The 26,377-nt window shown below is 65.7% G+C and carries 26 protein-coding genes; 20 read left to right on the top strand and 6 right to left on the bottom strand.

Annotated features, from left to right (window positions below):
- Positions 1-4 precede the first annotated feature (4 nt).
- From cobD to F816_RS0101300, 6 genes are all read left to right on the top strand, one after another.
- On the top strand, positions 5-1,012 hold the full coding sequence (gene cobD, locus F816_RS0101330) for a threonine-phosphate decarboxylase CobD (RefSeq protein WP_019593211.1): 1,008 nt from the start codon (positions 5-7) through the stop codon (positions 1,010-1,012).
- The gene (locus tag F816_RS0101325; protein ID WP_019593210.1) at positions 1,012-2,496 is read left to right on the top strand and encodes a cobyric acid synthase; all 1,485 of its coding nucleotides are present in this window, start codon (positions 1,012-1,014) and stop codon (positions 2,494-2,496) included. The genes cobD and F816_RS0101325 overlap by 1 nt, the downstream gene beginning before the upstream one ends.
- A complete protein-coding gene (gene cobU, locus F816_RS0101320; protein WP_019593209.1) occupies positions 2,493-3,014 on the top strand; it encodes a bifunctional adenosylcobinamide kinase/adenosylcobinamide-phosphate guanylyltransferase in 522 nt (173 codons plus the stop codon). Before F816_RS0101325 ends, cobU begins: the two co-directional genes overlap by 4 nt.
- Positions 3,015-3,788: 774 nt before the next feature.
- On the top strand, positions 3,789-4,850 hold the full coding sequence (cobT, locus tag F816_RS0101315) for a nicotinate-nucleotide--dimethylbenzimidazole phosphoribosyltransferase (protein ID WP_019593208.1): 1,062 nt from the start codon (positions 3,789-3,791) through the stop codon (positions 4,848-4,850).
- Positions 4,847-5,410, top strand: coding sequence for a histidine phosphatase family protein (locus F816_RS0101310; RefSeq protein WP_026333083.1), 564 nt, complete (start codon positions 4,847-4,849; stop codon positions 5,408-5,410). The genes cobT and F816_RS0101310 overlap by 4 nt, the downstream gene beginning before the upstream one ends.
- 234 nt (positions 5,411-5,644) lie before the next feature.
- A complete protein-coding gene (locus tag F816_RS0101300; protein ID WP_026333082.1) occupies positions 5,645-6,418 on the top strand; it encodes an adenosylcobinamide-GDP ribazoletransferase in 774 nt (257 codons plus the stop codon).
- Between the two features lie 11 nt (positions 6,419-6,429).
- Here the strand turns inward: F816_RS0101300 and F816_RS14810 are convergent, their stop codons facing one another.
- Positions 6,430-6,594 (bottom strand): hypothetical protein, encoded by a 165-nt coding sequence (locus F816_RS14810; RefSeq protein WP_019593204.1) that lies wholly within the window; start codon positions 6,592-6,594, stop codon positions 6,430-6,432.
- A 171-nt stretch (positions 6,595-6,765) separates the two neighbouring features.
- On the opposite strand from F816_RS14810, the gene F816_RS0101290 reads away from it, so the two are divergent.
- Complete coding sequence (locus tag F816_RS0101290; protein ID WP_026333081.1) at positions 6,766-7,392, top strand: YIP1 family protein; 627 nt, start codon at positions 6,766-6,768, stop codon at positions 7,390-7,392.
- Between the two features lie 720 nt (positions 7,393-8,112).
- Here the strand turns inward: F816_RS0101290 and F816_RS0101285 are convergent.
- Positions 8,113-8,610, bottom strand: coding sequence for a hypothetical protein (locus F816_RS0101285; RefSeq protein ID WP_019593202.1), 498 nt, complete (start codon positions 8,608-8,610; stop codon positions 8,113-8,115).
- Positions 8,607-8,906: a nucleotidyltransferase domain-containing protein gene (locus tag F816_RS0101280; protein ID WP_019593201.1), complete on the bottom strand. Its 300-nt coding sequence runs from the start codon at positions 8,904-8,906 to the stop codon at positions 8,607-8,609. Before F816_RS0101280 ends, F816_RS0101285 begins: the two co-directional genes overlap by 4 nt.
- Before the next feature lie 666 nt (positions 8,907-9,572).
- On the opposite strand from F816_RS0101280, the gene F816_RS0101275 reads away from it, so the two are divergent.
- From F816_RS0101275 to fliT, 5 genes are all read left to right on the top strand, one after another.
- Positions 9,573-11,009, top strand: coding sequence for a flagellin (locus tag F816_RS0101275; RefSeq protein ID WP_019593200.1), 1,437 nt, complete (start codon positions 9,573-9,575; stop codon positions 11,007-11,009).
- 73 nt (positions 11,010-11,082) lie between these two features.
- Positions 11,083-11,508, top strand: coding sequence for a flagellar protein FlaG (locus F816_RS15095; RefSeq protein ID WP_255349499.1), 426 nt, complete (start codon positions 11,083-11,085; stop codon positions 11,506-11,508).
- A 755-nt stretch (positions 11,509-12,263) separates the two neighbouring features.
- Complete coding sequence (gene fliD, locus F816_RS0101265) at positions 12,264-13,631, top strand: flagellar filament capping protein FliD (RefSeq protein WP_019593199.1); 1,368 nt, start codon at positions 12,264-12,266, stop codon at positions 13,629-13,631.
- Between the two features lie 39 nt (positions 13,632-13,670).
- Complete coding sequence (gene fliS, locus F816_RS0101260) at positions 13,671-14,084, top strand: flagellar export chaperone FliS (protein WP_019593198.1); 414 nt, start codon at positions 13,671-13,673, stop codon at positions 14,082-14,084.
- Positions 14,085-14,134: 50 nt separating this feature from the next.
- Positions 14,135-14,521 carry a flagellar protein FliT gene (gene fliT / locus F816_RS0101255; RefSeq protein WP_019593197.1) on the top strand — a complete coding sequence of 129 codons (387 nt, stop codon included), beginning with the start codon at positions 14,135-14,137 and terminating at the stop codon, positions 14,519-14,521.
- Between the two features lie 317 nt (positions 14,522-14,838).
- Here the strand turns inward: fliT and F816_RS0101250 are convergent, their stop codons facing one another.
- Both F816_RS0101250 and F816_RS0101245 read right to left on the bottom strand, forming a co-directional pair.
- Positions 14,839-15,129: a GIY-YIG nuclease family protein gene (locus F816_RS0101250; RefSeq protein WP_019593196.1), complete on the bottom strand. Its 291-nt coding sequence runs from the start codon at positions 15,127-15,129 to the stop codon at positions 14,839-14,841.
- Between the two features lie 632 nt (positions 15,130-15,761).
- Entirely contained in the window at positions 15,762-17,954 is a 2,193-nt protein-coding gene (locus tag F816_RS0101245; RefSeq protein WP_019593195.1) for a bifunctional (p)ppGpp synthetase/guanosine-3',5'-bis(diphosphate) 3'-pyrophosphohydrolase, read from the bottom strand.
- Positions 17,955-18,053: 99 nt separating this feature from the next.
- Between F816_RS0101245 and F816_RS0101240 the strand changes: the two genes are divergently transcribed.
- From F816_RS0101240 to F816_RS0101215, 6 genes are all read left to right on the top strand, one after another.
- Positions 18,054-18,887: an alpha/beta hydrolase gene (locus F816_RS0101240; RefSeq protein WP_019593194.1), complete on the top strand. Its 834-nt coding sequence runs from the start codon at positions 18,054-18,056 to the stop codon at positions 18,885-18,887.
- A gap of 116 nt (positions 18,888-19,003) precedes the next feature.
- The gene (locus F816_RS0101235) at positions 19,004-20,032 is read left to right on the top strand and encodes a hypothetical protein (protein ID WP_019593193.1); all 1,029 of its coding nucleotides are present in this window, start codon (positions 19,004-19,006) and stop codon (positions 20,030-20,032) included.
- 71 nt (positions 20,033-20,103) lie between these two features.
- The gene (locus tag F816_RS0101230; RefSeq protein WP_019593192.1) at positions 20,104-20,850 is read left to right on the top strand and encodes a class I SAM-dependent methyltransferase; all 747 of its coding nucleotides are present in this window, start codon (positions 20,104-20,106) and stop codon (positions 20,848-20,850) included.
- Between the two features lie 8 nt (positions 20,851-20,858).
- Positions 20,859-21,116 carry a DUF167 domain-containing protein gene (locus F816_RS0101225; protein ID WP_019593191.1) on the top strand — a complete coding sequence of 86 codons (258 nt, stop codon included), beginning with the start codon at positions 20,859-20,861 and terminating at the stop codon, positions 21,114-21,116.
- Positions 21,117-21,173: 57 nt separating this feature from the next.
- Positions 21,174-22,208, top strand: a complete 1,035-nt coding sequence (gene pyrC, locus F816_RS0101220; RefSeq protein WP_019593190.1) for a dihydroorotase — start codon at positions 21,174-21,176, stop codon at positions 22,206-22,208.
- Positions 22,209-22,286: 78 nt separating this feature from the next.
- A complete protein-coding gene (locus F816_RS0101215; RefSeq protein ID WP_018169820.1) occupies positions 22,287-22,766 on the top strand; it encodes a hypothetical protein in 480 nt (159 codons plus the stop codon).
- A 10-nt stretch (positions 22,767-22,776) separates the two neighbouring features.
- Here the strand turns inward: F816_RS0101215 and F816_RS0101210 are convergent, their stop codons facing one another.
- Positions 22,777-24,747, bottom strand: a complete 1,971-nt coding sequence (locus F816_RS0101210; protein WP_026333078.1) for a bifunctional diguanylate cyclase/phosphodiesterase — start codon at positions 24,745-24,747, stop codon at positions 22,777-22,779.
- Positions 24,748-24,848: 101 nt separating this feature from the next.
- Between F816_RS0101210 and F816_RS0101205 the strand changes: the two genes are divergently transcribed.
- The gene (locus F816_RS0101205) at positions 24,849-25,223 is read left to right on the top strand and encodes a DUF1992 domain-containing protein (RefSeq protein WP_019593188.1); all 375 of its coding nucleotides are present in this window, start codon (positions 24,849-24,851) and stop codon (positions 25,221-25,223) included.
- Positions 25,220-26,308 carry a PA0069 family radical SAM protein gene (locus F816_RS0101200; RefSeq protein ID WP_019593187.1) on the top strand — a complete coding sequence of 363 codons (1,089 nt, stop codon included), beginning with the start codon at positions 25,220-25,222 and terminating at the stop codon, positions 26,306-26,308. The genes F816_RS0101205 and F816_RS0101200 overlap by 4 nt, the downstream gene beginning before the upstream one ends.
- Positions 26,309-26,377 lie beyond the last annotated feature (69 nt).

Below are 26,377 nucleotides of genomic sequence, written 5' to 3'. Positions count from 1 at the left end.
ATCGATGCAGACGCCGGAGCCGAAGGCGCTGATTCAGGTGCACGGGGGCGGTATCCGCCAGGCGGCCGCGCGCTACGGGATCCCCAAGGCCGACTGGCTGGATCTTTCCACGGGCATCAACCCGCATGGCTACCCCGCAGGCGAGCTTCCGCCAGGGGCCTGGGCGCGCCTGCCGGAACCGGACGACGGCCTGGAGGCCGCGGCCGCCGCCTATTATGGGGCCGGGGCGCTTTTGCCGGTGCCCGGTTCCCAGGCCGCGATCCAGCTGCTGCCCGCGCTACGGGAAGGCACTTCGCGCGTGGGCATCCTCGAGCCCAGCTACAACGAACACGCTCGCGCCTGGCACGGGGCCGGGCACAACGTCGTCCCGCTGGACGGGGATTCGATCGAGGCCGCATTGCCCGGCCTGGACGTGCTGGTGCTGGTCAACCCCAACAACCCGACCGGACAGCGGTTCGACCGCGCGGACCTGCTGGCGTGGCATGCGGCCCTGGCCGCGCGCGGCGGCTGGCTGATCGTGGACGAGGCCTTCATGGACGTGACACCGGAGGCGAGCCTGGCGCAGGAAAAGCCGCGGAAGGGGCTGGTGGTGCTGCGCTCGCTGGGGAAGTTCTTTGGCCTGGCCGGGGCGCGCGTGGGATTTGTCATTGCGGAGGACACGCTGCTCACGCGACTGGCCGCCCGGATGGGCCCGTGGGGTCTTGCCGGACCGTCTCGCTGGATCGCCACCCAGGCGCTGTCGGACCGGGCCTGGCAGGCCGAGACACGCGGCATGCTCGAGGCACGTGGCCAGCGCCTGGCGGACTTGCTGCGCGACCAGGGGCTGGAACCCGCCGGCGGCACCGCGCTGTTTCAGTGGTGCCGCGTGGACGATCCCGCGGGCTGGCAGGATCGCCTGGGCGCGCAGGGCATTCTGGTTCGGCGGTTTGATGAGCCGGGCAGCCTTCGTTTTGGCTTGCCGGGACAGGAACACGAATGGAAGCGCCTGGAACAGGCACTGGGGGCGTCCTGATGGGTACGACGCTGATGGTGCAGGGCACGACCTCGGATGCCGGCAAGAGCGTGCTGGTGGCGGGACTGGCGCGCGTGCTGTACCGGCGCGGGCTGTCGGTGGTGCCGTTCAAGCCGCAGAACATGGCGCTGAACAGCGCGGTCACTATGGATGGTGGCGAGATCGGGCGCGCCCAGGCCCTGCAGGCGGCGGCCTGTGGCCTGGAACCGCATACGGACATGAACCCGGTACTGCTGAAACCCAGCTCGGACCAGGGCGCGCAGGTGATCATCCACGGCCGGCCGGCGGCGGAGCTGGATGCCCGGGCCTACCACGACTACAAGCCAGTGGCGCGCGAGGCGGTGCTGGCCTCGCATGGCCGACTGACCGCACAGTACGACCACGTCCTCGTGGAGGGCGCCGGTTCGCCGGCGGAGATCAACCTGCGTGCCGGCGACATTGCCAACATGGGCTTTGCCGAGGCCGTGGACTGCCCGGTGATCCTGGTTGCGGATATCGACCGGGGCGGGGTGTTCGCGCACCTGGTGGGCACGCTGGCGCTGTTGAGCGAGACGGAGCGCGCGCGGGTACAGGGCTTCGTGATCAACCGCTTTCGCGGCGATATCGGCCTGTTGCAACCCGGCCTGGACTGGCTGGAACAGGAAACCGGAAAGCCGGTGCTCGGCGTGATTCCGTACCTGCACGGGCTTTATCTGGATGCCGAGGACGCCCTGCCGCGCGAGGCGATGCCCGAGAAGGCTGCGGATGCGTTGAAGGTGGTCGTGCCGGCACTGCCGCGCATCTCCAACCACACGGATTTCGATCCGCTGCGTCTCCACCCGGCAGTGGACCTGCGCTTTGTTGGTCCAGGCGAATCCCTGCAGCCGGCGGATCTGGTCATCCTGCCGGGCTCGAAGGCCGTGCGTGGTGACCTCGCCTGGCTGCGCGAGCAGGGCTGGGAGGCCGCGCTGGAGCGGCATGTGCGTTATGGCGGGAAGGTGCTGGGCATCTGCGGCGGTTTCCAGATGCTGGGGCGTGCGGTGCACGATCCCGATGGGGTGGAGGGCCAGCCGGGCTCCACCGCGGCGCTGGGCTGGCTGGATATCGAGACCCGGCTCGCCCCGGAGAAGCACCTGGAACAGGTGAGCGGCGACCGCGTGCTGGATCGGGAGGCCCGCGTGGAAGGCTACGAGATCCATGCGGGCGTGACGACCGGCCCGGGCCTGGGGCGTCCGGTTCTGCAGCTGGAACACGGCCCGGATGGCGCCCGCAGCGAGGATGACACGGTGGCCGGAACTTATGTCCACGGCGTGTTCGATACAGCGGACGCCGCCGAGGCCTTGCTCAATTGGGCGGGAATGCGTACCGGGATGGACAAAGGGGAAGACCTGGCAACGGCGCGGGAGCGCGGCCTGGAACGCCTTGCCGATTCTCTGGAAGAACACCTGGATATGAAATACATACTGACCCTTCTGCAAGCCGATTCGACGGATCCGGTCGCATGAAGACCCTGGTGCTGGGTGGCGTGCGCTCGGGCAAGAGCCGGCTGGCGGAACAACTGGCGGCCGCCAGCCGCCTGCCCGTGACCTACGTGGCGACGGCGCGCGCGGATGACGCCGAAATGGCGCGCCGGATCGAACGCCACCGCGCGGACCGGCCTGCAGACTGGGGCCTCGTCGAGGCCGACACGGGCCTGGCCCGGGCGCTGGAGCAGGCCGCGGGACCGGAGCAGTGCCTGCTGGTGGACTGCCTGACCCTGTGGCTGACCCAGCTCCTGTGTACCGATGACGAGTGCCGGATCGAACGTGAGCGCGAGGCCCTGATCGAAACGGTTCCACGCCTGCCGGGCACGCTGGTATTCGTCTCCAACGAAACCGGCATGGGGATCACGCCGATGGACGCATTATCCCGCCGCTTCGCCGACGAGGCCGGCTGGCTCCACCAGCGCCTGGCGCCAACGATGGACCGCGTTATCCTCACCGTCGCCGGCCTCCCGCACGTCCTGAAGGGAGACCCGCTGTGACAGTACGGCATATAAACACTCCGCCCTCTAGGCACGCATACACGGAGGCTGGTCGCCCATCACCACCGCTACACTCCGGCCCCAACCGACATTTCCGTTACTCATCCCTTGGCATCCCGGCCACCCAACGCTCGTCATCCCGGAAACCGCACAGCGGTTATCCGGGATCTCCGTCGTTGGCAGGTGGCACGGACGTTAGGGGGTATCCCCGACGTGGGGAGATCCCGGCTCTCCGCTTCGCTGCGGCCGGGATGACGCGTAATGGGTAGCCGGGAGGGCGAGAAGTAATGGGCTGGGATGACAGTTGACCGGCCGGCCAGGATTCCTGTTCCAGACGGTCGGATGCCGCCCCCAACGTCGTCATCCCGGAAACCGCGCAGCGGTTATCCGGAATCTCCATCGTTGGCAGGTGGCACGGACGTCGGGGGGTATCGCTGGCGTGGGGAGATCCCGGCTCTCCGCTTCGCTACGGCCGGGATGACGAGAAGTGATTGGCTGGGATTTCAGATGGGCAGGCGGCCATGATTGGTGTGCCAGGCAGTCGGATGTTTCCCCTAACGTCGTCATCCCGGAAACCGCGCAGCGGTTATCCGGGATCTCCATCGTTGGAAGGTGGCACGGACGTCGGGGGGTATCCCCGGCGTGGGAGATCCCGGCTCTCCGTTTCGCTGCGGCCGGGATGACGGGAAGTAGCCGGTCGGGATGGCGAGGAGTCATGGGCCGGGATGACGGGCAGTGGCAGAGCACGCACGAGAGACAAACGAGGATCAAGAAGTGACCGAAGACTGTGACTGGCTGCAGGTGCCACCGGCGCCCCTGAATGCAGAGGCAGGCCAGGCCGCCGCGGAGCGGCAGGCCCAGCTGACCAAGCCGCCCGGGTCGCTCGGGCAACTGGAGGCGATCGCCGAACGCCTGGCCGGCATGCAGGGCGTGGAAAAGCCCAGCCTGGAGAAGGTGCACATCGCGGTGTTCGCCGGCGATCACGGCGTGGTGGCTGAGGGCATCTCGCGCTTTCCGCAGGCCGTGACCGCCCAGATGGTCGCGAACTTCGCCACGGGCGGGGCGGCAATCTCCGTGCTCGCGAGGCACCTGGGCGCCTCCATCGAGGTGATCAACCTGGGCACGGTCGCGGAGCCGCCCGCCGTTAGCGGTGTGCAGCAACTGAACCTGGGCGCCGGCACCGCGAACCTCGCACGCGAACCGGCCATGACGCCGGCCCAGCTGGAACGCGCCCTGAACGCCGGCCGCCAGTGCGCGGAACGGGCGCGGCGGGGTGGGGCGCAGATATTCATCGGCGGCGAGATGGGAATCGGTAACACGACCGCTGCCGCGGCACTCGCCTGTTCGCTACTGGCCCTGCCGCCCGTCGATTTGGCCGGGCCCGGCACAGGGCTGGACGCAAATGGCGTCCGCCACAAGGCCGAGGTCATCGAACAGGCGCTACAGACCCATGCGGCCGTGCGGGGCGACGCCCTCGGCAGCCTGCGCTGCCTCGGCGGCTTCGAGATTGCGGGGCTCGCCGGGGCGTATATCGCCGCGGCCCAGATCGGCCTGCCGGTGCTGGTGGACGGCTTCATCAGCACCTCGGCGGCGCTGGTGGCCGAGCGCCTGTGCCCAGGCACGGCGGACTGGTTCTTCTATGCACATACCTCGGCGGAGCCGGGTCACCAGCGCCTGTTGGCGGCACTGGAGGCCGAGCCCCTGCTCGATCTCGGCATGCGCCTGGGTGAGGGGAGCGGGGCGGCCACGGCCGTGCCCCTGTTGCGCCTGGCCTGCGAACTGCACTCCGGCATGGCCACCTTCTCCGAGGCGGGTGTTAGTGGAGAGGGTACTTGAGCGCCGGGCCCACGCGCATGGGTCTGCTGCGCCACGGCGAGACCACCGGCCAGGGCTTTTGCGGCCGAGGCAGCGATGTCCCGCTGACCGAGGCTGGGTGGACCGCGATGCGCGATGCTCTGACCGGGGGTAGCGACTGGGACCGCATTGTCTGCTCGCCGCTGATGCGTTGCCACGCCCCGGCACAGGCGTTTGCGGAAGAGGCCGGTGTACCGCTCGCCGTCGACGACCGTCTCGCCGAACTCGACTTTGGCGCCTGGGAAGGCCGCACGGCGGCGGCGCTGATGGAGACGGACGCTGATGCACTGGGCCGTTTCTGGCAGGACCCGCTGAATCACCCGCCGCCCGTCGGCGAGTCGCTCCAGGAGTTTCGCGACCGCGTCGTCGCCGGCTGGAACGACCTGGCGCCGAGCGAAGGCGAGCGGGTACTCGTGATCGCCCACGGCGGCGTCATCCGCCTGATCCGTGCCCTGCAGGAGGGCTGGCCGCTGGAGAAGCTGCTCGGGATCGACGTCCCGCTCGCCTCCCTGCATATTGTCGAGCCATGGGAGCCCTACTGATGATGTTCCATCCCGCAATGCACCAGGACCCAGTGACAACCCTCGTCCTGGCCCTTGCGGGAGGTCTTGTAGGAGCGTGCTTGCACGCGAAGCCCCTGCCAGAGACCGGCGCGGGCAGGGGCTTCGCGTGCAAGCACGCTCCTACGGCAGGGCAGAGGATTCGGGTGAGGTACTCCGCGGTGGAAGCGGCCCGGGCCGCGAACACATGAAGGCAAAATCCGAACGGGCACCAGCATGATCTCTGTAATGACACCCCTGTGGCTGGCCCTCCAGTTCCTCACACGGCTGCCCACGCCGGAACTGGAACCGCGCCCCGAGGACCTGGGCCGTTCGGTGCTCGCGTATCCCCTGGTGGGGCTGGTCCTGGGCCTGATCGTGGTGTTCGTCGGAATCGCGCTGTCCTCCATTCCGGGCGCGCCACCGCTGCTGGTCGCGGCACTGGTGTTGACCGTCTGGGTCGGCCTGACCGGGGCGCTGCACCTGGACGGCCTGGCGGACACGGTGGATGCCTGGGTCGGCAGCCATCAGGACCCGGAACGCGCCCAGGCCATCATGAAGGACCCGGCCAGTGGTCCGATGGCGGTGGCAGCGCTAGTCCTGGTACTGCTGATCAAGTTCGCAGCCCTGGTAACCGTGGTGGAGACGGGTGCCTGGATCGCGTTGCTGGTCGCCATCGTGCTGGGGCGCGCGGCGCTCACCGGGCTGTTTCTGCTGGTGCCCTATGTGAGGGAGCAGGGCCTGGGTGCCGAGATGGCCGCACACCTGCCGCGCAGCCCTGCCCAGATGGTGCTGGTGGCCACCGGCGTGCTGATCCTCCTGATGGCACTGATCACTGGCCTCTGGGGCCTCATCCTCGGCCTGGCCGTTGCGCTGGCCTTGGTGTTCGCCATCGCCGCCTTCCTGCGTCGCTGGCTCGGCGGCTTTACCGGCGATACCGCTGGCGCCACCCTGGAGCTGGTGGAACTGGTGGCGATTACCGCCATGGCGCTCGTGCTCGCCCTGCATTAGGGAGATGCCTCTCAATCAGGTGAGGCGGTCCCCGTCGCCTTGTCCAGCAGCGCCAGACCTTCCTGTTCCCGCCCCTTTTCCCAACCCTGGCCACGCTGGGCGCGCACCCGGAACCGGGTCTTCGCATCGTGCTCCGCAATCATCAACGTGGCCATCTCGGCGACAAGGCGGCTCACGCTAGTCCCCCGTTCGCGTGCCGGCGCCCTAAGCCGTTCTTATTTGGCGTCCGGCAAACGAATCGTCAATCGAGCCAATGCAGCGTCTCCGCGTTCAGGACCAGAGGATGCATGTTCGAAGTTCGTAAAAGCTGTCATCGAATAGTCACGTAATTGCCACATACTTTGGCCATGACCGTTCCCGTGAGACTCAATCCCGCCCGCATGACCTTGCGCACCCTCGTGAACCCCCTGAGGGCCGTGCGCGATGCGCAAGCAATCGAGCCGGCCCCACCGTGGTGGCAGACGTTTCTGGGGCTTGCGCTGCCGGTGCTGCTGGCGAGCGTGATCGTGAGTCAGTGGCTTTACCAGCTGATCCCGACCGGCCTCCCGCCGGAGGCCATGCCCGATGCCTGGGGCTTTGGTGTCTACAGCGTGCTGGCGATGAGCATCGGGGTGCTGGGGATGGCCTGGTCCGCGCATTACCTGACCGAGCTGTTCCAGGGCTACTCGCACCCGGACCGTGCGATGCTCGCCGTCACGGTCGGGCTGTTACCCGCCTGGGTCGGCAAGGTGGTCGCAGCGTTCCCCTGGCCCTGGGGCAACGGCATCGCGTTGCTGCTGATCCTCTATTCCCTCTGGCTGCTCTACTGGTCCCTGCGCGAGATCATCGGGCTGCGCCGCGGTAACCGCATCGGCCTGTTCGTGGCCACCATCTTCTGCGGCGCCTTCATCACCCTGATATTCGGCTGGCTCCTGATGGACCTGATCCCCGGTGCCACACCCGAACACCGCATCGGCACCACCTGGCTGCTCTAGTCCGCGCCAGCCGTGGAATATGTCGTGCCTGTCGTTCTGCCTGCAGCTCCCCCAATACCCATAACCTGTCATCCCGGAAACCGCGCAGCGGTTATCCGGGATCTCCGTCGTTGGAGCCGGCACAAGCGTCGGGGTGTTCACACGTGTGGAGATCCCGGCTCTCCGGAGCGCTGCGGCCGGGGTGACGGGGAGGGAGTAGCCCGCTGGGACAAAGGCCAGGGGATGTGGGCTGGATGGATACACGCACGTTTGCAATGACCACCAAACCCTCGGGTTAACCACCCAGCCCTTGTCATCCCGGAAACCGCGAAGCGGTTATCCGGGATCTCCGTCGTTGGAGCCGGCACAAGCGTCGGGGTGTTCACACGTGTGGAGATCCCGGCTCTCCGCTCCGCTACGGCCGGGATGACGGGGAGAGGAGCGCTGCGGCCGGGGTGACGGGGAGGGAGTAGCCCGCTGGGACAATGGCCAGGGGATGTGGGCTGGATGGATACACGCACGTTTGTAATGACCACCAAACCCTCGGGTTAACTACCCAGCCCTCGTCATCCCGGAAACCGCGCAGCGGTTATCCGGGATCTCCTTCTTTGGAGCTGGCACTGACATTGGGCCGTTCCCGCGTGTGGAGATCCCGGCTCTCCGCTCCGCTACGGCCGGAATGACGGCAAGGGGAGCGCTACGGCCGGGATGATGCAAGGGATAGCCAGCGGCTTTGAGAGGTTAAAGGCTGGCGGGTCCGATCTTCAGGTGGTCCTGCGCGTACGTGCGCAACGCGTGGTAGTCGGCGTGCATTTGGTCGGTGAAGCGGCAGGCGCGCTGGAGGGCCGGGGCCAGATCGGCGGGCCTCTCCATGTATTCATGGACCAGGCGGTTGCGCAGCTGGCGCATTTGCAGCCAGGCGTCGGCGTCCTGGATGAGGGCGAACTTCTCCAGACGTGACAGGTTGTCGATGGCCGGCCCCGTGTTTTCCCCGGCGCAGGCAAGAAACGCGGGGACGAGCTTGTCCATGATGGTCTCCTGCATACGGCCGAACTTCGCACCGAAGGACTCCAGGCGATCAACCCCTGTGTCCGTAGAAAGGATGCCCTGAACGCGTTTGGAATCCACCGTGCAATCGCCTTCCAGCAGGCGTTCGCGTACGGCGAGCAGGTGCTCATCCTCGCGATCAACCAGATCAATGAGCCGGGCGAGTCGTTGCTGTGGCGTTGCGGCGGTCACAGGGCGACGCCCGTGCGGTCGGCATGCGTATCAATGGGGCGGTGCGGCGCCCCGCGAGGATGCACGACGATATCCACACGGCGTTCCCCCAGTTGGCGTTGCAGTGCCACGTACAGGCGGAGTTCCTGGTCCAGTAGTTCATCCGGCGTGCCGTCCGCCTCGATGTAGAGGTCGATGTCACCACCACGCGCGGCATCGTCCACGCGCGAGCCGAACAGCTTCACGCGCGCATCCGGCCCGAATGCACGGGCCACTTCCTCGCGGATGATCGTCTGTTGTTCGTCGGTCAGGCGCATCGCTCAAGTATATCAAGGCCCTGGAGCATATACCCGAACCGTCTCACCTCCGACCTCCACCACCGTCAGCCCGCGAACCAGCCGCGAATCCACCACGTCTGTCATTGCGAGGAGCGCAGCGACGAAGCAATCGCTCGGGACAAGCAGAGTGCTGGATTAAAACGCTTTGCGCCCTGCCAGCTGATTGCCACGTCGCCTGCGGCTCCTCGCAATGATGGGATGCAATCGCCACCCTTGAGCGGCCGGGTCGCGGCCCTCGTTTCCGTACAATCCTGCCACCCGAGTCATCCTGGAAACCGCGCAGCGGTTATCCGGGGTCTCCGCCGCTGAATGTGGCGCAGACGTCGGGGTGTTCGCGCGTGGGGAGATCCCGGCTCTTCGCTTCGCTACGGCCGGGATGACGGACAGGGGCTGCGGCCGGGATGACCGAGAAGGCCATGGTGAGCGGAGTGCGGTCCGGATGATGGCTGGGCATCGGTGCGGGGCGTTACGGTTTCGCGGCCGGAGGAACTGGGGGCGGCAAGAAATTGCCGCCGGTCGAAAAAAATTTCGATGCAGGGCTAAAGGTTCCTGGGTGAGGGTCGTTAAGGCTTCTGAGAGCGGGGATCAACCCGTTCACCAGAACCGCCCGAGGCGGTGACGCAAGACTCTTACAGGAGAGCGATCATGTCCCAAGTAATTAACACCAACGTTCTTTCCCTGAACGCGCAGCGCAACCTGAACAACTCGCAGGGCGCGCTGGCCCAGAGCCTGGAACGTCTGTCCTCGGGCCTGCGTATCAACAGCGCCAAGGACGACGCGGCCGGTTTGGCCATTTCCGAACGTTTCACCACGCAGATTCGCGGTCTGAACCAGGCCGTGCGTAACGCGAACGACGGTATCTCGTTCTCGCAGACGGCCGAAGGGGCACTTGGTACCGTTGGGGACGCACTACAGCGAGTTCGTGAACTTGCAGTGCAATCAGCGAACGATTCCAATTCAGCGTCTGACCGTCAGGCACTTAACAACGAAGTTCAGCAGTTGTTGGCGGAAGTCAATCGCGTGGCCCGGAGCACCGAATTCAATGGTCAGAATATTCTGGACGGAAGCCTAGAGGATCTGGTTTTCCAAGTGGGGGCCAACTCTGGACAGTCAATCAGCGTGGATGGGGTAGATGCACGATCGAACCAATTGGGCGCACGTGTAGCCGAGGGAACCTCTTTTACCCAAGATTCTTTGGATAGCCTGATTACAGCAAATGATCTTGTTGTCAATGGGCGATCGATTGATCTTGGGGAAGATGGTGCCGGCCTTGAAGAAGGGGCAACTGCTAGTCAGTTGGTTGCAGCGATTAACGCGCAGCAGGGTCGTACGAGCATTCAGGCATTTACCGGCGACTCGGTTAGTTCGGGTGATCTTACGGTGGCGGCCGGCACTGAAAACGACGAGTATTCGTTTACTCTTAATGACGTCACGATCACCTATGCGGCCGGTGCTGACGCGGATGCTACTGCGGCCAACCTCCGGCAAGCAATCAACGAAGTTAGTACTCAGACTGGTGTTGAGGCCGGTGGAGACAACGCCACGTTGACTTTGAGTAACAATACTGGCGAAACCATCAGTGTCGGTCAGGCCGATGGTGGCGCCGACGTGTCTGATCTCTTTTCGGGTCAGGACGTAGACGCGGAGGGCCAGGACTTTTACGCGGGCATCGTCCTCGCGTCGGAAATCCAGGATGATGACTTCTCGATTGCAGGAACGTTCGATGGAGTTGACGGGAATGATGCTTTTGATGTCACGCAAGAAAATCGCACCGCTGCAGGCGTGAATGTGCTGACACGCGAATCGTCGACGGAAGCCTTGAGGACGCTAGACTTTGCGCTACAACAAGTTAGTGGTATTCGAGCGGAGCTGGGTGCAGTTCAGGTTCGGTTCGAGAACACTATCTCGAACCTTGAGATCTCTTCGGAGAACCTGTCGGCCGCCCGTTCGCGGATCCAGGATGCGGACTTTGCCTCCGAAACGGCCGAACTGACCCGCGCCCAGGTACTGCAGCAGGCGGGTACCTCGGTGCTGTCGCAGGCTAACGCCGTTCCGCAGAACGTGCTGGCCCTGCTGCAGTAAGCTCGATCACTCGGGCTCTGGTTGAGGGTGGACGGCGACTGTGCGGTCCACCCCTTCTGAAGAGGACAGCGATATGAGTGATGGAATCGGTAATATCACATCACCGCTGGTTGCAGTGAGCCCGCGCGGGGGCGAGGGGGCTAAGGCTCCCGGTCCCGGCGCGGGTCTTGTTCGTGGCGAGGGGCGGCCGGAGGCCGTGGCTCGTTCCGACAGTACGCAGGAATCAACGGCTCCTGGTTCCACCGGACCGGCGATCGAGGCCATGGACATGGACGAGGTCAATCAGGTGGTCGAGTCGATTAATTCCTATCTGCAATCCACGAAGCGGGCGTTGGAGTTCAGCGTGGACGACAGCAGCGGCCGCACGGTGATTACGGTGATGGACGGAGAACGCGAAGAGGTGATCCGCCAGATCCCGCCAGAGGCCGTGCTGGCTCTGGTGGAGCAGTTTCAGACCGAGCAGGAGCTCGGCGGGACGGGGCTGGCGGACAAGGCCTGACGGCTGGAGCCTTCGTGTATCGTAGTTTTGAAGCCGGGTCCGGTTACGGGTCCGGCTTTTTTTGTGTTCTGGGTATGGAGGTTCGCGTTGGCCCCTTGTGAAAGCCGAGCATGACGTGCATCGGCACGCCTTTTGGCGCTTCCCTACTCCAACGTTGTCATCCCGGAAACCGCGCAGCGGTTATCCGGGATCTCCTGGGGTTGGCGATGCGTCGGTGGCTTCGGTTGGAGATCCCGGCTCTTCGCTTCGCTGCGGCCGGGATGACGGCAGTCTGGGGGGCTTCGCTGAGCTGTGCGGCCGGGATGACGAGGTAAGGGGGTGGGGTGACGGCTGGGTCACCTCGGGAGTGGCGGTCTGGATGGCTGCACTCTAAGTCCCGAAGTATTCCCCAACCATCGTCATCCCGGAAACCGCGTAGCGGTTATCCGGGATCTCCCGGGGATGGCGATGCGTCGGTGGCTTCGGTTGGAGATCCCGGCTCTTCGCTTCGCTACGGCCGGGATGACGAAGGGAGTGTGGTGCGGCCGGGATGATGAAGGGGGGCGGCGCGGACGAGAGGGCGGTGTGGTATGGGGGAAAGGTTTGCGGGGAACATACGGTATGCGGGTCAGCAGCGTATTTTCGGGGTGGAGACGAAGTGGTGTGATGTGAAATGTTTCTGCTTTGGGCTCAAGATTTGGGCTAGGCTGTCGTAGTAGTGGGTATAAGCACGTGCAAGGGGTTCGAGACGTCGAACGCCGAGGAGAAAAACGACCATGGCCATTAGTTCACTGGGTGTCGGTTCGGGGTTGGATCTGAATCAGATCGTTGGCGATTTGATTAACGCCGAACGGGTGCCGAAAGAGCAGCGTTTTGATCGCCGCGAAGGGCGGATTGAGGCGCAGATCTCGGCGTTCGGCAACCTGACCAACAGCGTTGAGCAGTTGGGCGGGAGCCTGGGCCAGCTCGCGGGGTTTGAGCTGTCGCAGTCCGCGGAGGTGTCGGACTCCAGCGTGGCCAGTGTGACGTCGGATGGCACCGCGGCGAATGGGAACTTCTCGCTTCAGGTGGATCAGCTGGCGCAGGCGCAAAGCGTTGCGACGGCGGCCGGGCAGTTCGATGATGCGGATGCAGAGGTCGGCGCCGGGCAGCTGGAGATCAGCGTTGGTGGTGGCAATGCCATTACGATCGACGTGGAAGAGGGCGATACCCTCCGAGACGTGCGCAACGCGATCAATGAGGCCGGGGGTGGTGTCACCGCCTCCATCGTCAATGATGGTAGTGGCGCGCGTCTGGTACTGAACGCGACGGAGACCGGGGCCGAGAACACGATCTCGGTGGCCGTGAACGGGGATACCGCGGCGGCCAATGATGGTCTCGGGCGTTTGGCCAGCGGCAACCTGGAAACGACCCAGGAGGCTCGGGATGCCGTTGCCGTGATCAATGGTCTGACGGTGACCAGTTCGACGAATACGCTCGATGACACGATCGAAGGTTTGAGCATCGAACTGCGCGGCACGTCCGAATCGCCGGTGACGGTTTCTGTCAGCGAGGACCAGGACCAGTTGCGCGAGGCCTTGCAGGGCTTTGTGGAATCCTACAACTCGCTGGTGGGCCAGACCCGCGAACTCACCTCGTTCAATCCCGATTCCGAGGAAGGGTCGGTGTTGACCGGGGACAGCACGGTCCGAGGTATTCGCAGCCGTCTGGGTAATGCATTGATGAACCCGGCCCAGGTGCCGGATGCCAATGCGCAGACACTGGCCGAGCTTGGCATCGTCTCGAACCGCGACGGAACGCTCTCGTTCGACGGTGCCCGCTTTGACCGTGCAATGGAGGAGGATGGCTTCGAGCAGGTCTCGGAGGTCGTGCGCGAGATCGGTGGGCGCATGCAGGAAGTCGCCAACAGCTTCATTGGGCCGGAAGGTCTGATTAACACCCGCACCGACGGGCTGCGCAATGATCTTGACCGCATTGAGGATCAACGCGAGCGTCTCGATGTGCGTCTGGAGCGGATGGAGGCGCGCCTGGTCGCTCAATTCTCGCGGATGGACTCCGCAGTGGCGCAGATGCAAAGCACGGGCGATTTTCTGATGGGGCAGTTGGCGAATATGCCTCTGGCACAAAACAACTCTCGTCGATAATCGCCCGGGGTTGGGCGAGCGGATAACGGAGAAGAACGCATGTACGGACCGGGCATGAATCGAGCGGTGAACCAGTACCGACAGTCGGGCGCGCTGGCCGAGGCCCAGGTGGCGGATCCGCACCGGCTGATCCAGATGCTGTTCGAGGGTGCGCTGGAGCGCATCGCGGTCGCCAAGGGTGCGATGCAGCAGGGTAACGTGGGCCTGAAGGGCGAAAAGATCGGCAAGGCAATCGACATCGTCGAGTCGCTGCGTGCCGTGCTTGATCACAAGCACAGCCCCGAGCTGTCCGGGAATCTGGATGCCCTCTACGAATACATGAGCCGCCGCCTGCTGGAAGCCAATGCCCAGAACGATGCGGGAGCGCTCGACGAAGTGGCGAAACTCCTGCGCGAGATCAAGGGCGGCTGGGACGAGATCCCGCCGGAACAGCGCACTGCGCGGGCCAACTAGGTTGGTCGTTTTCACGCACTCTAGCGTGTCCGTTGGGCGAGGCTGTGGGGATGGGTGAACATACTGCCGTGTCCGCAGACGGCCAGGCGATTACGCTGGAGGATGCCTTTGGGGCGCTCCGGGCGGAGATGGATCTGGCCGCGGCCGAGGAAGACTGGGAGCAGCTGCAGGAGCTGGACCGCCAAGCTCGCGCTCTGGTCGAGCATGCCTTTGGCGAGCACGGTATGCCGTTACGTGACGAAACCGGGGCTACGCTGCGCGAGGCCCTTCAGGAATTGGCGGACTTCTACGATTCAACCGTGAAGGATCTGACTGAGCGTCGTGCGGATGCCGCGCGCCGGCTACGCGAGCTCCGTGAGGGGCGCCGTGGCGCCACTGCATACGAGAAGACGCAGCGCAACTCCATGGGCTTCGGGTCCTCTAAGACAGAGGACTGACTGCTGGTCTACTGGCGCTTGAATCCTCAGTCTCCGCCTTGGTGATCCCCCTCCGCCTTGCCACTCCACTCCGGCCGTTGCACGCCAGTCTCGTTATCCCCCCCCCCGGACAATCCACATCCCCGTCATCCCGGCCGTAGCGTAGCGTAGCGGAGAGCCGGGATCTCCAACCGAAGCCACCAACGCCGTGCCACTCCCTGGAGATCCCGGCTCTCCGCTACGCTGCGGCCGGGATGACGAGGTTGCGGGTGAGATTGCTCGGGAAGGTGGGTTTGTAGGCGGCCGAGGCTGCGGTAGGGGCCTGCGGTGGCTGGGGTTCAGAAGAGGGTGTCGTAGAGGTCGGTCCAGTGCGGGTTCTCGGTTTCGATGAGGTGGATCTTCCAGGTGCGGCGCCAGCGTTTGATCTGCTTCTCGCGGAGGAGGGCTTCGTCCATGGCGGTATGTTGTTCGAACCAGACCAGGTGGTGAAGGTTGTAGCGACGGGTGAAGCCGGCTACGAGGTTCTGGCGATGCTGAGCGACTCGCTTCGCGAGGTCGCTGGTGACGCCGGTGTACAGCGTACCGCTGGGGCGGTTCGTCAAGATGTAGACGGCCGGTTGCTTTTCCATGGTTCGCGTCCTTGCGAGTCCAGTCGTTGAAGTTTGCCATGTTTCGGCTTCGGCTTCGGCTTCGGCTTCGGCTTCGGCTTCGGAGTCCGGACGTTCACGTTGTTATCCCGTAAACCACATCCATCCCGCCGTTATCCCGGAAACCGCAGAGCGGTTATCCGGGATCTCCTGGGGATGGCACGGCGTGCTTTGGGGGTGCCCGTGGAGATCCCGGCTCTTCGCTTCGCTACGGCCGGGATGACGGGTGGGGTGGCACCGAGTGCGTTCGGGGTGCCCGTGGAGATCCCGGCTCTTCGCTGCGCTGCGGCCGGGATGACGGGGGGGTGGCACCGAGTGCGTTCGGGGTGCCCGTGGAGATCCTGGCTCTTCGCTGCGCTACGGCCGGGATGACGGGGGGGTGGCACCGAGTGCGTTCGGGGTGCCCGTGGAGGTCCCGGCGCTTCGCTGCGCTGCGGCCGGGATGACGGGGGGTGGCACGGAGTGCGTTCGCGGTGCCCGTGGAGGTCCCGGCTCTTCGCTTCGCTACGGCCGGGATGACGGTGGTGGGTAGGGCTCGTGTGGACGATGGCGGGGACGGGGAGGGGGCTGCCGGGATCGGGGCGGTCTGGCAGACAGGGGGGCGGTCGGACGGGTCAGGTGGATTGGGGTAGGCGGCGGACGGTTTGGACGCTGCTGAGGGATTGGAGGCGGTCGAAGAGGTGGCTGAGTTCGCCGAGGTCGCTGAATTCGGCTTCCAGTTCCATGCGCACGCTGCGGTCTTCGCGGTTGGTTTCGGTGTTTACGCGCAGCAGGTTGATGCCGCATTCGGAGAAGGCGTTGCCGACTTCGCCCAGCAGGCCGGGGCGGTCGTGGGCATCCACCTCCAGGGTGATCGCCTCGCGTTCGGGCTCTTCGCCCCAGGAGACGGGGATCAGGCGGCCGCGCTTGTCTTCCGGCATGTGCAGGATGTTTACGCAGTCGCTGCGGTGCACGGAGACGCCGGCGCCGCGGGTAATGAAGCCGATGATCGGATCACCGGTCTGCGGATTGCAGCACTGGGCGCGCGTGGTCAGCAGCCCGCCGACGCCGCGGATTCGGATGTCGTCCGGTTTGGCTTCGCCCTCGTGGCGGCGCGGCCGCTGGGGCGCAGGGGTGGTGGCCGGTTCTTCCCCAGGTCGGGCGTCGCGCAGCTGGTGCGAAATGCGTCCGGCGATCTGGGCGGTGGTGACATCCCCCGCGCCCAGGGCAATCAGGAGTTCGTCGAAGGTCGGGTACTTCATTGCCTCGGCCAGCGCGCTGCGGTCGAGGTTGTGGCCGCAGCCGAGGCGCTGGCATTCGCGATCAAACAGGTGCTTGCCCGTCGCCAGGTGTTCGTCCTGGTGCTGCTGACGGAACCAGGTGCGGACCTTGGAGCGCGCGCGGGCGGTGTTGAGATAGCCCAGCGCGGGGCTCAGCCAGTCGCGGCTGGGTCCGCCTTCGCGGGTGGTCAGGATCTCCACCCGCTCGCCGGACTTCAGCTTGTAGGTGAGCGGGACGATATGGCCGTCTACCTTGGCGCCGCGGCAGCGGTGGCCGACCTCGGTGTGGACGGCGTAGGCGAAGTCCAGCGGGGTCGCGCCCTGGGACAGGTCCAGCACTTCGCCCTGGGGTGTGAGCACGAACACGCGCTGGTGCAGCGGTTCGCTCTGGATCTCGTCGAGCAGGTTCTGGTCGTTGTTGTCGGCGGCCTCCAGTAGCTGCCGCAGGCTGTTGATGGCACGGTTGAGTGCCTGATCCTCGCGCCCGCCTTCCTTGTAGCGCCAGTGCGCGGCCACCCCGAGCTCGGCGAAGTCGTCCATCTCGCGGGTGCGGATCTGCACCTCCACGACCTTGCCCTCCGGTCCGACCACGGCCGTGTGCAAGGACTGGTAGCCGTTGTCCTTGGGGTTAGCGATGTAGTCGTCGAATTCGCTGGGCAGGTGGCGCCAGTCGTTGTGCACGATGCCGAGCACGGTGTAGCAGGTGGCCAGCTGGTCGACGATCACGCGGGTGGCGCGCAGATCGTACAGTTCGGACAGCGAGGTGCGCTTGCGCTGCATCTTCTTCCAGATGCTGTAGATGTGCTTCGGCCGGCCGAAGACCCGGGCCTCGATGCCGTCCGCTTGAAGGCGCGTCTTCAGTGTGCGGGCGAACTCCTCGACGTATGCTTCTCTTTCAGTGCGGTTTTCTTCGAGGCCGACGGCGATGTCGCGGTAGGTTTCCGGTTCCAGAATGCGCAGGGCGAGGTCTTCCATTTCCCATTTGAGCTGGCCCACCCCGAGGCGGTTGGCCAGCGGTGCGATGACGTCGAGGGTCTCCTGGGCGAGGATGCGGGCGCCCTCGTCGGGCTCGCGGACCAGCAGGCGCAGGTGCTGGACGCGGAACGCCAGCTTGATCAGCACGGCGCGCACGTCGTCCACCATGGCCATCAGCATGCGGCGCAGGCGTTCGGCCTGTTCCGGACGCCCGGCCGGGGCCTCGAAGCGGCGGCGGACCAGCGCCGCGACGTTGGTGGTGAGCCGGGCCACCGCGGCACCGAAGCGCTGCTCGAGCTCGGCCGGCTTGAGCAGGTCCGCCAGATACACGGGTACCAGCAGGGTCGCGATCAGCGTCTGCCGGTCGACGTTGAGATGGCGCAGGATCTCCGCCACGTCCAGTGGGTGGGATTCGAGCCCGGCGGTATCGACGGCCTCCAGTGCTTGATCCAGTGCCTCGGCCAGCTGCAGGCCGGTGGCGTCGTCCAGGGGCTGGCTGCCCGCGAAATGGCGCAGCAACGCGTCGCGGTCGAGCCCCTGCAGATCGGTATTGGTCAGCAGCGAATGGCGCATGAAGGCAATCGTCGAAACAGAGCGAGAGCCCTATTGTACGGGAGCGCAGAAGGTGACGAGAGGCTTGCGAACGGGGGTGACCGGGATCAGGATCGGGATATGGCCAACTTGTTCAAGATCCTGCTGCTCGTGGGGCTGGGCTATATCCTGGTAACCGCGCTGATCTTCGTGACTCAGGATCGTCTGATCTATCTCCCGTCCAGCACGGTGAGCAGCACGCCGGAGCGCATCGGGCTGGACTACGAGGATGTCGAGCTGGTCACCGAGGATGGGGTGCGGATTCATGGCTGGTTCCTGCCGGGCCCGGAGGGCGACACGCCCGTGTTGCTCTTCCTGCATGGCAATGCCGGAAACATCGGCCACCGGTTGCATTCCCTACGCCAGTTCCACGAACTGGGACTGGCCGTGCTGATTATCGATTACCGCGGCTACGGGCGGAGTGCAGGGCGCCCGGACGAGGCCGGCACCTATGCGGATGCCCGCGCCGCCTGGCACTACCTGATTGAGGACCGTTCGGTTTCGCCAGAGGAGATCGTGCTGTTTGGCCGCTCGCTGGGGGCGGCGGTTGCGGCGGAACTGGCAACGGGCGTGGAGCCGGCTGCGGTGATCCTGGAGTCCGCCTTTACCTCGGCTGGCGATCTGGGGGCGCGCCATTACCCCTGGCTCCCGGTGCGGGCGCTGCTGCGGCACCAATACGACACCCTGGGTCGGGTGGGCACGATCTCCGCGCCGATCCTGCTGGCCCATAGTGCCGAAGACGAGATCGTGCCATTCGAGCATGCCCAACGCCTGCGGGCGGCCGCTACGAATGCGCGAGTGCTGGAGATGAAGGGTGGCCACAACGACGCCTTCCTGACCACGGGGGACGACTACACGGAGGGCCTTCGGGCGTTCCTCCACGATGCGGGCGTGGCGGTCGACGGCCCTCAATGAGGAACGGACAAAGGGACTGGATGGGGCAGGTCGTTGGGAGAACCCGTGTTTCTATCGTGGGAGATTGGTAGACTCCGCGGCTGTTTTGGCTGGAATGGATCTCCCTGGCGTCCGGAATGAGCGAATCTGCCGCAAAAGCCCCCCTGACGGTTACCTACTGTCGTGATGATCAGCCGGAATGCGCGTCGGCGCCGGTGGTGATCCGCTTTGGCGGCGCGAGCGCTGTGGAATGCAAGCCCGAGCGTCTGGAGATCCGCGTGGGGCTGGAGCCCCTGGGCGGCGAGTCGGACTGGGCGGAATGCTGGTCGCTGCCGGACGGCGCCGAGGGCGAGACCGGGGTGGAGGGCTCGCTGAGCTACCTTCGCCACAAGGATTGCCTGATCGGTTGCTGGATTCAGCCGCTGGATGCCGCAGGTGACCCGGATCCGCTGACCGAGCGCGCGTACCGCGAGATCCTGGCTGGCTGCCGTTCGCTGGGTTTCGAGCACCTGGTGCGGGTGTGGAACTACCTTCCCGCGATCAATGACCCGGTCGCCGGCCAGGAGCGCTATCGTGGCTTCTGTAGCGGGCGGGCGCGGGTGTTCGAGGCATTGCCGGAGTACGAACACATCCTGCCGGCGGCGACGGCGATTGGCACCCATTCCGACGGCTTGCTGATCTATTTCATTGCCACTCGCGAGGCGGCCGCGCGTATCGAGAATCCGCGCCAGGTCAGCGCGTATCACTACCCGCTTCAGTACGGGCCGCGCAGTCCTTCGTTTGCCCGCGCCAGTCTGTGGCAGTCGGGGCCGGAATCGGCCGAGCTGTTCATCTCGGGCACCGCCAGTATTGTCGGCCATGAAAGCCGGCATGTTGGCGATCTCGAGGCGCAGATCGACGAAAGCCTGCGCAATATCGGTGTCCTGCTGGAACAGGCCGCCACGGATCACCCGGTTCGGGTGGAGAGGCCGCGCGACCTGTCGCTGCTCAAGGTGTACCTGCGCCATGCCGCCGATGCATCGGCCGTCGAACGTCATTTGCGCTCGCGCCTCGGTCACGATGTGCCGTACCTGTTGCTGCACGGGGATATCTGCCGCGAGGAATTGTTGGTGGAGATCGAGGGACTTTATTCGGAGCGTCTGACCGCGACGTTCGCGACACCATGAAGGATTGATGCCGGGCCGGTCAGGCCGCCGAATTGCGGTGGCGCCGGTCCCTTGCCTGGGGAGTACACGCAATGCAGCCAACCACCAAGAAGCCACACCCGGTCCTGAAGGACTACTACGGGGATGAAGCCAGCCGGCGCGCCTACGTCGACGACCTGTTCGACCGGACTGCCCCGTATTACGACCGAATCCTGCGGGTCGGCTTCTTCGGCACCGGGCAGTCGTATCGCCGGTTTGTCCTGAAACAATCCGGTCTCGAGGCCGGGATGGAGGTGCTGGACGTGGCCACCGGCACCGGCCCGGTTGCAGAGGAGATCCGCAAGGTGGTGGGCGATGACCACCTGACCTGCGTGGACCCGAGCCGCGGCATGATGGATGTGGCCCGAACCAAGATGGATGCCACGTTCGTGCAGAGCCTGGGCGAACAGATGCCCTTGCGCGACCAGCAGTACGACCGTCTGTACATGGGGTATGGGCTTCGCCATGTGCGCGACCTGCACGAGTTGTTCAGCGAGTACTTCCGCGTGCTGAAGCCGGGCGGGCGCTGCACCATCCTCGAGGTCTCGCGGCCACGTACGAAGTTCCAGTTTGGCCTGGCGCGCTTCTATTTCCGCGATTTCGTGCCGTTCGTGGGCAAGGTGCTCACCCGCGACCCGGACGGGCAACTGCTGATGCGCTATTTCTGGGACACCATCGATCAGTGCGTCCCCCCGGACGACATCATGGAAACCCTGCGATCCGTCGGTTTCGAAGACGTGCAGCGGAATGTCCAGCTCGGCGTCTTCAGCGCCTACATGGCGACGCGCCCGGCTGACTGACACGCGTGTTGGGCCTGTTGAAGGTGAAGGTTGCGCCCGGCAGCAAGCGGACCGCCGTCGGCGCCTGGATGGGGGATACCCTGAAGTTGGCGGTACAGGCCCCGCCCGAAAAGGGACGCGCAAACGACGCCGTGATCGTGCTTTTGGCGGCGGAATTGGGGTGTCCAAAGACGGCTGTTCGGGTCGTTGCCGGCGCGCACTCGCGGCGCAATACCGTGGCGGTAGAGGGCTGGTCCGAGACGGGCTTGCGCCGCGCGTTATCCTGATTGCTCATGACTGTGACGGGGCCCGTTCCGGACGCCCCCCCAATAAGGGACCTACGGATGAACCGCCTGACCCTGACTCGACCGGATGACTGGCACCTGCACCTGCGCGATGGCGATGTGCTGGCGACGGTACTGCCGGACACGGCGCGCCGCTTCCGCCGCGCCATCATCATGCCCAACCTGAAACCGCCGGTGACGACGGTGGAGGCCGCCGCCGAGTACCGCGACCGCATCCTGGCGGCGCTGCCGGAAGAGGCGGACTTCGAGCCCCTGATGACGCTGTACCTGACCGAGGGCACGACACCGGGCATGATCGACGCGGCGAAGGCCTCCGGGTTCGTGCACGGGGTCAAGCTCTATCCCGCGGGTGCCACCACCAATGCGGCCAGTGGCGTGACCGATATCCGCCGCTGCTATCCGGTGTTCGAGGCGATGCAGCGGGTGGACCTGCCGTTGCTGATTCACGGCGAGGTGACCGATCCGGACGTGGACATCTTCGATCGCGAGGCGGTGTTTATCGAGCGCCACCTGGAGCCGCTGATCCGCGATTTTCCGGAGCTGCGGGTGGTGCTGGAACACATCACCACCGAGTCGGCCGTGCAGTTCATCCAGGACGGGCCGGCCAATGTCGGCTCCACGATCACGCCTCAGCATCTGCTGTATAACCGCAATGCGCTGTTCGCGGGCGGCATGCGGCCGCATCACTTCTGCCTGCCGATCCTGAAGCGCGAACGCCACCGCAAGGCGTTGCTCGAGGCGGCCACCAGTGGCCACCCGCGCTTCTTCCTGGGGACCGATAGCGCTCCGCATCCCCGCCACGCGAAGGAGTCGGCGTGTGGCTGTGCGGGTATCTATTCCGCGCACGCGGCCATCGAGCTGTACGCGGAGGCCTTTGCCGCGGCGGATGCACTGGACCGGCTGGAGGGCTTTGCCAGTCATTTTGGCGCCGATTTCTACCAGCTGCCGCGCAACACCGACACCCTGACGCTGGAGCGGTCCCCGTGGACTGTGCCGGAGGCGGTGCTGTTCGGGCATGATCCCGGGGTGCCGCTGCGCGCGGGCGAGACCGTCGCCTGGCAACTGGCGCGGTGAACACGGCCGCCACGGCGAACGCTGTGACGCGCGGGCGGTCAGCTAGGTAGAGATACAGGACATGACGAGGATGGAGACATGACCGAACCCAATGTGCAACGCGGGACCCTGTTGTTCTGGATGGCCATCAGCCTGGGGGTGGCGTTGCTGATCGTGGCGCTTGGGGTCGGGCTGGAGCCGGCCGGCGCGCCGATCCTGCGCGCGCCGCTTAGCTCGCCGGCCGCCGGTGCCCTGGGCTTCGGTCTGCTGATGGTCTGGGCCGCGTATGCCTATGCGCTGTCCGCCGGACGTGCCGCGGGCAGCCAGGAGATGGGGGTGGTGATCCTCAACCTTGGACTCCCGGTGGCCCTGATCCTGCTGTGGCGTGCCGAATTGAACGCGCTGGCGTTTTTCGTCGCGTTGGGCTGGGCGCTGACCCTGGGTGGCATGGCCGTGCGCCTGTTCCGGCGCGAGGCCCTGGCCGGCGTGATGATGTTGCCGCTGATCGGGGTCAGCCTGACGGCGATCCTGCTGTCGCTGACGCTCTGGGTGCTGCCGGCCGCGACTGGCGGGGCCTGAGGCCGGATTCCTATCCGGCTGCCGGCGCCGCTCGACTGGTGTCCGGCTTCAGCGCCGGCGCACGGCGGCAGTGATCGAAAAAGGCATTGGCATCCATGGGCCGGGCGAACAGGAAGCCCTGAAAGAGCAGGTCACCGTGAGTGGTCAGCCAGCGGTACTGGGCCTCGGTCTCGACCCCTTCGGCCACCACCGCGAGACCGAATTGGCGTGCGATGTCGCAGATGGTGCGCACCATGGCCTGGTCGTCCGTGTCGTGGTCGACCTGGCGGACAAAGCTCCGGTCGATCTTGAGTTCGTCGAACGGGAGACGCTTCAGGTAGCTGAGCGAGGAAAAACCGGTCCCGAAGTCGTCCATGGAGAAGCGCAGGCCCATTTGCCGCAGGGCCTGCATGATGTGGATCACCCGGTCGGTATCCTCCGCCACCACGTGCTCGGTGATCTCCAGCGTGATGCGGTGGGCGTGTTCGCGGCCCAGATAGCGGGTGATCAGGTCTTGCATGCGGTGGACGAAGTTCAGGTGCACCAGTTGGCGCGGGCTGATGTTGATTGCGAGCTGCTCCAGGGGGAACCCGGCGCGATCCCAGTCGCGCAAGGCCTGGAACGCCCGCGCGATCACCGCGTCGCCCAGTTCGCTGATATACCCGGTCTGTTCGGCGATGGGGATGAACTCCGCGGGTGACACGGCGCCCAGCTCGGCGCTGTGCCAGCGAATCAGGGTCTCGGCGCTGCGTATGCGCCCATTGGTGTCCACCTGGGGCTGGAACAGGACCTCGATCTCGCGATTGTGCAACGCAAAGTGCAGGCAGCGCTCGATCTGCAGATGCCGCTCCACCGCCCGCGACAGTTCGTCGCTGAAGACCACCACGCCGTCGCGCCCGCGATCCTTCACTTCGTACATGGCGATATCGGCCTCGCGCACGAGCTGATGCGAGTCGACCGGCTGCGCGGGCTCGATCAGGCGGATGCCGATGCTCGCGCTCACGTGCAGGTGATGGTTGCGGATAATGTAGGGCGTCTTGACCACCTGGAGCAGCGAATGCGCCAGGCGGCGGGCGGCGCGCTCGCAGGTCTGGCGGTCTTCCTTGCCGGGGGCCACGATGACGAACTCGTCGCCGCCCAGGCGGGCGAGGTGGTGGCCCGGGGGCAGGGCGTTGGCGAAGTCCCGCGTCACGGACTTCAGCAATTCGTCGCCGATGTCGTGCCCCAGCAGGTCGTTGACCGTCTTGAAATGGTCCAGATCGATCAGCAGCAGGTACGAGTGCTGCCCGTGATGCTGCAGGACCTCGAGGCTTTGTTCGAGATGCTCGATGAAGGCGGCGCGATTGTTCAGTCCGGTCAGGGCATCGTGGGAGGCCTGATGGAAACTGTTGCGGAGCAACCCGAAGCTGCTGTTGGCCGCGTAGAACAGGACCAGGGCAAGGGTGGCCGAGAACGCCGCCAGGACATAGCTGTACCAGTCCCCGATCAGCAGGAAGTATCCGGCCAGCGGCGCCATCATGGCGGGGATCAGTGGCCGGAAGACCCAGGGGGCCGGATAGAGCAGCGCCGCAACCACCGTGGTGGCGCCGATCTGCGTGAAAATGGCGATGTAGTGGAGATTGTGCGAGTCCAGGCGCACAAAGATCAGAAAGATCGCGGTCCACAGCGCCAAGTAGAGATACAGGAAGAGGGTGAGATGCAGCCGCCAGCGGAGCCGCTGCTCCGGTGACAAGGGCGAGCGGTGATAACGCCAGTACAGCTGCAGGCCCCAGAGCGATGCGGCAAACATCACGCTGTACCAGGCTGCAGCCGCGGTGAAGGCCCCGTGCAGCGCACCCAGCAGGATGTAGCCCAGGCCGGGGACGAGGGATAGTGCCACCAGCACCGGGATCTGGCGCGTCAGATAGGTGTCGAACTGGGGTTCGGCCCGCAATGCCTCGCGAGCCGGAACAAGCGCGCGTACGCTGGAAGCCGGTGAATTGTCTCGCGGGGTGAGTGCCATCGGGGTCCAGACGGAGATGGTTTGTGGAATGGCTGGACGTTACGGTAAATCGGGCGGGGGCTCAACAAGCGCGGCCCGGCGCATGAACAACGGACTACGGGATGTTGCTGACCGAGTTACAGATCGAGGCCCGGCTGGCCGAAGCGGCCCGCCGCGGGGAGTTGGATGACCTCCCGGGGGCGGGTCGACCCCTGAAACTGGATGACGACAGCGCGGTGCCGCAAGAGCTGCGCATGGCCTTCCGGGTAATGAAGAACGCCGGCTATGTCCCCGAGGCCGTGCAGCTGCGAGGCGAGATCGCCTCCACGGAGGCGCTGCTCCAGGCGGCGGACGACGAGGCGGCGCGCCAGCAGGCGGCCAAGCGGCTGCGCTTGCTGCTCGACCGGCTGAACCGCAGCGATGCGGGTCGGGGCATGCTCTCCGAGTCCGGCTATTTCCGACAGCTGTGCGAGCGCATGGATGGACCCAGCCAATGAAGCCAGTCCATGGACCGACCAAGGGCCGGGGCGCGACCATCGATCCCCATGCCCGCTTCGAGTCGACCCGGCACGAACCGTTCGACGACGGGTGGGTCGGTGATGGCGAGGCACCGGCGCCGCTGCGCACCGAAGTGACGGTCGAGCACCCGCGCAGCGTCCTGTCCTGGAATCAGTCCCCGGATGTGCCATTCGAGCTGTCCCTGAACCCTTATCGGGGCTGCGAGCACGGCTGTGGCTACTGCTTTGCGCGGCCGGCACATGCCTATGTGGGCCTTTCGCCGGGGCTCGACTTCGAGAGTCGGCTATTCGCGAAGCTCGGCGCGGCCGACTGCCTGCGGCGCGAACTGGCGCGACCGTCCCACCGGGTGGTCCCGTTGGCGCTCGGGATCAACACCGATGCGTACCAGCCGATCGAACGTGAATGGCGGATCACGCGCGAGCTGCTGGAGGTGCTGGCCGAGACCGGGCACCCCGTATCCATTGTGACCAAGTCCGCACTGGTCGAGCGCGACCTGGATTTGCTGGGTCCGATGGCGGAGCGCGGCCTGGTGCAGGTGGCGATCTCGGTGACGACCCTGGAGCGCGGGCTTTCGCGACATCTGGAGCCGCGCGCGGCGGCCCCGCAACGGCGCTTGCAGACCGTGGAGCGGCTCACGGCGGCGGGCGTCCCCGTCAGCTTGCTGGTGGCGCCGTTGATCCCCGTGCTCACGGACGGGGAGCTGGAGGGCTTGCTGGATGCCGGTGCGGCGGCTGGCGCAGTGGCCGCCGGCTATGTGCTGCTCCGGCTCCCGCGTGAGGTCGCCCCACTGTTCGAGGACTGGTTACACACCCATCACCCGCTCAAGGCGGAGCACATACTACAGCGCCTGCGCGAGGCGCATGGGGGCAAGCTCTACGATTCCACCTTCGGTCACCGTATGCGCGGGGCCGGGCCGTACGCGGAGCTGTTGCGGCAACGCTTCCGGCTGGCGCGGCGCCGGGCGGGGCTGGCCGGACGTCTCGTGGAGCTGGACTGCAACCAGTTTGTCCCGCCCGCGCGCCCGCAGAAGACGCGGTCCGAAGGGCAGCTCGACCTCTTCTGACGCCCGGCGAATGCGGTCCCGGCTGACGGCATTGTCCTGAGGATGCTTCTCCCGCGGACGGGGCGTTCT

This window comes from Thioalkalivibrio sp. ALM2T, assembly GCF_000381505.1.
Classification (GTDB): Bacteria; Pseudomonadota; Gammaproteobacteria; order Ectothiorhodospirales; family Ectothiorhodospiraceae; genus Thioalkalivibrio; species Thioalkalivibrio versutus.
Note: the sequence above shows the minus strand (reverse complement) of the source record. Positions and strands in the feature narration are given on the sequence as shown.